Source organism: Pseudomonas sp. GM74 (assembly GCF_000282455.1).
Lineage (GTDB): Bacteria > Pseudomonadota > Gammaproteobacteria > Pseudomonadales > Pseudomonadaceae > Aquipseudomonas.
This window is the reverse complement of record NZ_AKJG01000171.1, coordinates 1-4,343: the sequence shown is the minus strand read 5'-3', so window position 1 is coordinate 4,343 and position 4,343 is coordinate 1. Positions and strand designations below refer to the sequence as shown.

The 4,343-nt window shown below is 61.6% G+C and carries 5 protein-coding genes; 4 read left to right on the top strand and 1 reads right to left on the bottom strand.

The features are described 5' to 3' along the window. Positions 1 to 187: 187 nt before the first annotated feature. Positions 188 to 763 (top strand): flavodoxin family protein, encoded by a 576-nt coding sequence (locus PMI34_RS00415; protein ID WP_008054223.1) that lies wholly within the window; start codon positions 188 to 190, stop codon positions 761 to 763. A 36-nt stretch (positions 764 to 799) separates the two neighbouring features. Continuing rightward, positions 800 to 1,624, top strand: coding sequence for an alpha/beta fold hydrolase (locus PMI34_RS00420; protein ID WP_008054222.1), 825 nt, complete (start codon positions 800 to 802; stop codon positions 1,622 to 1,624). Between the two features lie 36 nt (positions 1,625 to 1,660). On the opposite strand, the gene PMI34_RS00425 is transcribed toward PMI34_RS00420, so the two are convergent. Beyond that, a complete protein-coding gene (locus PMI34_RS00425; RefSeq protein WP_008054219.1) occupies positions 1,661 to 2,101 on the bottom strand; it encodes a helix-turn-helix domain-containing protein in 441 nt (146 codons plus the stop codon). A 262-nt stretch (positions 2,102 to 2,363) separates the two neighbouring features. Here PMI34_RS00425 and PMI34_RS00430 point away from each other — a divergent pair, with 262 nt between their 5' ends. Further along, positions 2,364 to 3,353, top strand: a complete 990-nt coding sequence (locus tag PMI34_RS00430; RefSeq protein WP_008054218.1) for an MBL fold metallo-hydrolase — start codon at positions 2,364 to 2,366, stop codon at positions 3,351 to 3,353. A 47-nt stretch (positions 3,354 to 3,400) separates the two neighbouring features. Continuing rightward, the gene (locus PMI34_RS00435; RefSeq protein ID WP_008054217.1) at positions 3,401 to 4,318 is read left to right on the top strand and encodes a LysR family transcriptional regulator; all 918 of its coding nucleotides are present in this window, start codon (positions 3,401 to 3,403) and stop codon (positions 4,316 to 4,318) included. Positions 4,319 to 4,343: the final 25 nt, after the last annotated feature.

The following is a 4,343-nucleotide window of genomic DNA, read 5'->3' as shown; positions in this document are numbered from 1 at the left end:
ACTGCTTCGCAGCCGAACGCAGCCTCGCGGGCTCGGCAGCTGCTACAAAGGGTGTCGCGGCTGAAATTGCTCACCATGGAAAATTAACAACGTTTAACTCGTCCTGCATCCGGTCTGCGCTCAAAACTCTATCCCTGTAGGAGCGAGCTCCTACAAAGGGAGTTCAACCCATCGCAAGGACAGAGCAATGAGCAACGTGGTGGTGGTCTATCACAGTGGCTACGGGCACACCCGGGTCATGGCCGAAGCCGTGGCTGCGGGCGTGGAACGGCACCTGGGTAGCACCTGCCAGTTGATCCCGGTCGAGGAGGTGGAAGCGCACTGGGAGCGGCTGCACAACGCCGACGCCATCATCTTTGGCGCGCCGACCTACATGGGCAGTGCTTCGGCAGCCTTCAAGGCGTTCATGGAGGCCACGGCGGCGTTCTACCTGACCCGACCCTGGCGCGACAAGCTCGCGGCGGGCTTCACCAATTCCGGCAGCCTGTGCGGCGACAAACTCAACACCTTGCTGCAGATGGCGGTGTTCGCCGCCCAGCATTCGATGATCTGGGTCGGCCTCGACCTGCTGCCGGCGCGTTCCAGCACCGGCGCTTTCAACGGACAAATGAACCGATTAGGCAGCTCTCTCGGCGCCATGGCCCAGTCGAATGTCGAGCAATCCCCCAACGATGCCCCACCGCCCGAGGATCGCTGCACCGCCGCGCACCTGGGCGAACGTGTGGCGCGCCTGGCCGATCGCATGAACCAACTACCGGTTTGATTCACCCCCCCAACCCTCGTTAAGGAAGCATCACCCATGAGCACCTTCACCACCCGCGACGGCGTCGAGATTTACTACAAGGACTGGGGCACCGGCCAGCCGATTGTCTTCAGCCATGGCTGGCCGCTGAACGCCGACAGCTGGGAATCGCAGATGATCTTCCTGGCCTCCAAGGGCTACCGGGTCATCGCCCACGACCGTCGGGGCCATGGGCGTTCCAGCCAGCCCTGGTCGGGCAATGACATGGATCATTACGCCGACGATCTGGCGCAGTTGATCGAGCTGCTCGATCTGCAAAACGTCGTGCTGTTCGGCTTCTCCACCGGTGGTGGCGAGGTGGCGCGTTACATCGGTCGCCACGGCACCGGGCGCGTGGCCAAGGCCGGGCTGATTTCCGCGGTGCCGCCCCTGATGCTCAAGACCGAAGCCAACCCCGGTGGCTTGCCGCTGGAAGTGTTCGACGGCATCCGCCAGGCCTCGCTGGCCGACCGTTCGCAGCTGTACATCGACCTCGCCAGCGGCCCGTTTTTCGGCTTCAACAAACCGGGGGCGAAACCGTCCCAAGGCATGATCGACTGGTTCTGGATGCAAGGCATGATGGCCGGCCACAAGAACGCCTATGACTGCATCAAGGCGTTCTCGGAAACCGACTTCACAGAAGACTTGAAGAAGTTCGACGTGCCGACCCTGGTGGTGCATGGCGACGCGGATCAGGTCGTGCCGTACGAAGCGGCGGGCGTCTCCTGCGCCAGACTGGTGAAGGGCTCGACGCTGAAAATTTACCCGGGCGCCCCTCACGGTTTGACGGACACCCACAAGGATCAGCTCAACGCGGATCTGTTGGCGTTCTTGAAAGGTTAAAAAGCCAGTTCAAAAGATCGCAGCCTGCGCCAGCTCCTACACGCTAGCGTGCATGCCCATAGGAACTGGCGAAGGCTGCGATCTTTTGCCGTTGCGGCGGACAAACTGACAGCGCCAGGCAAACGGATTGATGCCTTCGCTACGGGTGAAGATGTGGCAGAAGTGTGCCTGATCGCAGAAGCCGCATTCGAGGCTGATCTGCGTAAGGCTCATATCGGTGTACTGGATCAATTGTTTGGCCAGGGCAACACGCTGCTGGCGGATCCATTCTTGCGGCGAGAGGCCGGTGCTGCACTTGAACGCGCGGGAAAAATGACTGCGCGACAGGGCGCAGGCCTGTGCCAGTTCGGTGACTTCCAGGCTGTCGCCGAGGCGTTCGAGGATCAGTTGTTTAACCCGTATTTCGCGCTGCGGGCTGAGGCCACCGGTGTTGGTCTTGCGGGGTGTGCAGGCGGTGGTGTGCTGTGGGTAAGCCATGGCCATTGTCCGGTCGGGGGAGGAAAAGCGCTGGCGCCCGGTTCGAGCGATCAGCACCGTTACTCTGGAAATAACAGTTCTGCGCTGAGGGCTTCATTGTTGGAGGCGGCCCGAGTGGCTGACGAGTTAAACGTTGTTAATTCCATGCCCGAAGGTGTGAACAGAGCACATCGCTGCAAGTGTAAGTAACGGCGATTGGCACAAGATGCGTAACGTGGAGCGGGCCATAACGGACCGCCGGTTGGCTTGAAAAGGTGAGCAGATGAAACGGACATGGCAGGGAACGCTGGGCGCCATCGGCCTGGTTCTGATATCCGCCAGCGCACTGGCCCAGGCGCCCGCGCAGGTGGGCACGCAAGTACCCGGTTACTTCCGGCTGGCGCTGGGGGATTACGAAGTGACGGCGCTGTTCGACGGCTACAACGATCTGTCGCCCAAGCTGTTGCAGGGCATGAGCCAGGGCCAGATCCGCGCACTGCTGGCCCGTCGTTCGATTGAAACCCCGGGTGTACAGACCGCCTTCAACGCCTTTGTGGTCAACACCGGCAAACAGCTTGTTCTGATTGATACCGGGGCAGGGCAGTGCATCGGTCCTACGGCCGGCCAGTTGCCGGCCAACCTGCAAGCGGCCGGCTACAAACCGGAGCAGGTGGACGCCATTCTGATCACTCACTTGCACCTGGATCACGTCTGCGGTCTGGTGGACGGCCAGCAGCAACCGGTGTTCGCCAACGCCACGGTGTACGCGGCCAAGGCCGAAGCCGACTACTGGCTCGACCCGCAGGCATTGGCCAAGGCACCGGAAGCGGCCAAGGGCTTCTTCAAGGTGGCCCAGGACTCCACCGCGCCTTACGTTGCCGCTGGTCGTTTCAAGACCTTCACCCCCGGCCAGTCACCGCTGCCGGGTGTGGTCGAGGCGCAACTGGAAGCCGGGCACACGCCGGGCAGCACCACGTACCGTTTCACCTCCCAAGGGCAAAGCATCCTGTTCATGGGCGACCTGGTACACAACCTCGCCGTGCAGTTCCTGCACCCTGGGGTATCGATCGGTTTCGACGTCAACAGCCGGCAAGCGATCAACAGTCGCAACCAGGTGTTCAGTGCCGCGGCCGCCAGCAAGAGCTGGGTGACGGCTGCGCACCTGCCATTCCCCGGCATCGGTCATATCACCGCCCAAGGCAAGCATTTCGAGTGGGTGCCGGTGGAGTACGGGCCGTACAAACGAGCGGCAAACGTGCCGTTGATCGAGTAAAGTCCAGAGCACTCGCGCCTGGCCGAACATACAAGGAACCCGTGCCTATGAACCGAAATGATCTGCGTCGCGTCGACATGAACCTGCTGGTGATTTTCGAAGCCCTGATGTTCGAAAAGAACCTGACCCGTGTCGCGGAAAAACTGTTCATGGGCCAGCCGGCGGTGAGCGCCGCGCTGGGGCGATTGCGTGATCTGTTCGACGATCCGTTGCTGTTGCGCAACGGTCGCGGCATGGAACCGACGGCGCGGGCACTGGCGATTCTCAAGGAACTGCAACCGGCGATGGATACCATTTCCGGCGCGGTCAGCCGGGCCAAGGAATTCGATCCGGCGACCAGTTGCGATGTGTTCCGCATCGGGCTGTCGGACGATGCCGAGTTCGGTTTGTTTCCGCCGTTGTTGCGTCAGTTGCAGGAAGAGGCACCGGGGATTGTCGTGGTCGTGCGGCGGGCCAATTATCTGTTGATGCCGGCGCTGCTGGCGTCGGGGGAAATTTCGGTGGGCGTGAGTTACACCACGGATTTGCCGGCCAATGCCAAGCGCAAGAAGCTGCGTGATATTCCCTGCAAAGTGCTGCGCGGCGATACCCGGCCGGGGACGTTGACCCTGGATGAGTACTGTGAGCGACCCCATGCGATGGTGTCGTTTTCCGGTGACTTGAGCGGCAATATCGATCTGGATTTGGCGAAGGTTGGGCGTAGTCGTCGTGTGGTGCTGGGGGTGCCGCAGTTCAGTGGGTTGCGGGCGTTGCTCGCCGGTACCGAGATGATTGCCACCGTGCCGGATTATGCGGCGTGTGCGTTGGTTGAGGGGTGTGGGTTACGGGCCGAGGATCCGCCGTTCGAGATTGAGGCGGCGCAGTTGTCGATGGCCTGGAGCGGGGTGCATGACAATGATCCGGCAGAGCGCTGGTTGCGGTCGCGGATCGGTCAGTTTATGTCTGTGGCTTTGGATGTTCGTTAGGCTTTTGACCTTGGCGGCCTTTGGG